Origin of the sequence: uncultured Rikenella sp. (assembly GCF_910579375.1) — a bacterium.
In the GTDB taxonomy this organism is placed as follows: Bacteria; Bacteroidota; Bacteroidia; order Bacteroidales; family Rikenellaceae; genus Rikenella.
On sequence record NZ_CAJTUJ010000231.1, the window covers coordinates 1 to 1,643 of the forward strand.

At 55.5% G+C, this 1,643-nt stretch carries 2 protein-coding genes; both read right to left on the minus strand.

The genetic code is table 11. The features are described 5' to 3' along the window. Nucleotides 1-398: 398 nt before the first annotated feature. Entirely contained in the window at nucleotides 399-845 is a 447-nt protein-coding gene (locus QZ302_RS09960; protein WP_294594968.1) for a V-type ATP synthase subunit K, read from the minus strand. 367 nt (nucleotides 846-1,212) lie between these two features. Next, nucleotides 1,213-1,643 (minus strand): V-type ATPase 116kDa subunit family protein (locus tag QZ302_RS09965; RefSeq protein WP_294594970.1); only part of this gene is annotated, 431 nt, incomplete at its 5' end.

The following is a 1,643-nucleotide window of genomic DNA, read 5'->3' on the forward strand; positions in this document are numbered from 1 at the left end:
TACTTAAGGCGGGCGGGCGACGGATTTTTGCTCGAAGTCGAGGCTTTTCGCGCGCCTGCGCGATTCATCTATATTCGGCTACCGCCGAAATAGTTGAATCGCTTCTTTTGGCAGCGGCGCGCGGTCGAGCTTTGTCCCGCCTAAAACTGCCCTCGGGCCGGGCAGGCCCCACGTCCCGTGGACGGGAAATGCTGGCGCATTTCAACTGGCAGCCTCTACCCTCATTCTCCGTTCCGCGCCGCCTAAAACTGCGCCGGGCCCCCAGATAGAAACTCACAAACCTACCCCTTAACCACCCCTCCTGCGAAACACAAACGCCGGCGTTCCTGCGAAAGAGGAACGCCGGCGCAAGATCTGCAGCAGGAGGAAAAACACCCATCCTCCTGTTAATCAAACAGCTAAATCGCCTGACTAATAAAGAAGACAGCCGCTACCCCCAGAATCGCGTACAATTCCGGGAACGCCAAGAGAATCAGCGAATTACCGAACACATCATGTCCGTTTCCGATCGCCGTGATGGCATTCGCCGCCACCTGCCCCTGCCGCAGCGAGCTCCAAAGGCTCACCAACCCGAGCGCCAAACCACCCCCCACAATCGCCGCCGCCTGCGCCATCGTGATCTCCGGAGTCAGAAAGCCCTTCAACAGGAAGTACCCCAGAAAGCCGTAAAGCCCCTGCGTCGAAGGCATCGCACAGAGAATCATGTAACTCCCGAACGCCCCCTTGTTCTTCTTCATCGCTCCGACAGCCGCATTACCGCTGATCGTCGTCCCGTAGCAGCTCCCCACACCCGAAAAGACAAGCATGACTGCCACTCCCAAATAAGCCCAAAAAATCGGTTCCATAATCGTTTGTTTTTGTTTTTTATTGTGTTTTCCTTTTTATTCTCGTCTATTTAATCTTTTGTTTATCAGTATTTCCCCTGGAGGGAACTGTTCTCTTTGTTCACAAAGAGAACCAAAAAAACTTTAGAGCGCATCCCTGCGGGATGCTCTGGCAGGGTCTGCCCTTGGGTTGGGCTGGATTTTCGGCGAGCGCGCTAATAATGGGCGAGAACCCCACTCGCGCCTCGCCTGAAAATCTTAGCCCAACGAACGAGGAGGAGATAACCTGTGGTCGGCCCACCGGGACGACCTCTGCAAAAGTTCTTTGCGCCGCTTTCTTACAAGAAAGCGGCAGTTCCATGCGGGTAGACACGGATAATCGAACAGTTTATTTATCGAGCCGTTTAAACGGCACGAACTTTCGCCCCCCCCCATCGAACCCCGCATTTTTGTAGAACTCGACGAACGTCAGCCGCACCGGATGCACAAACGCCCCCAGCGCACTGATAAAGATATTCAACCCGTGACCGATCAGCAGAATGATCGCCATCACGATCCAGCTCACGACCGGGATATTCCCGCTGAGCCCCACCGACAACGCATTGAACACCTGCGCGATGATCGCCCCCGCCAGCCCGATAGCGAAGAGCCGCACATAGGAGACCAAGTCCCCCACCACCCCCGTCGCCATCTCGTAAGAGTTGTAGAGCCCCACCCCCACATTGACCAGCGGGTTTTTCTTCGGCGAGTTGAAGAAAAAGATCAGCAGCCCCGCAATTCCCAGCAGGACATAGAACACCACCCCCGGCGCATCCAATA

Bases quoted from the DNA above. Each gene is read 5' to 3' on its own strand.
- QZ302_RS09960 (WP_294594968.1), bottom strand. From the start codon at position 845: ATGGAACCGATTTTTTGGGCTTATTTGGGAGTGGCAGTCATGCTTGTC.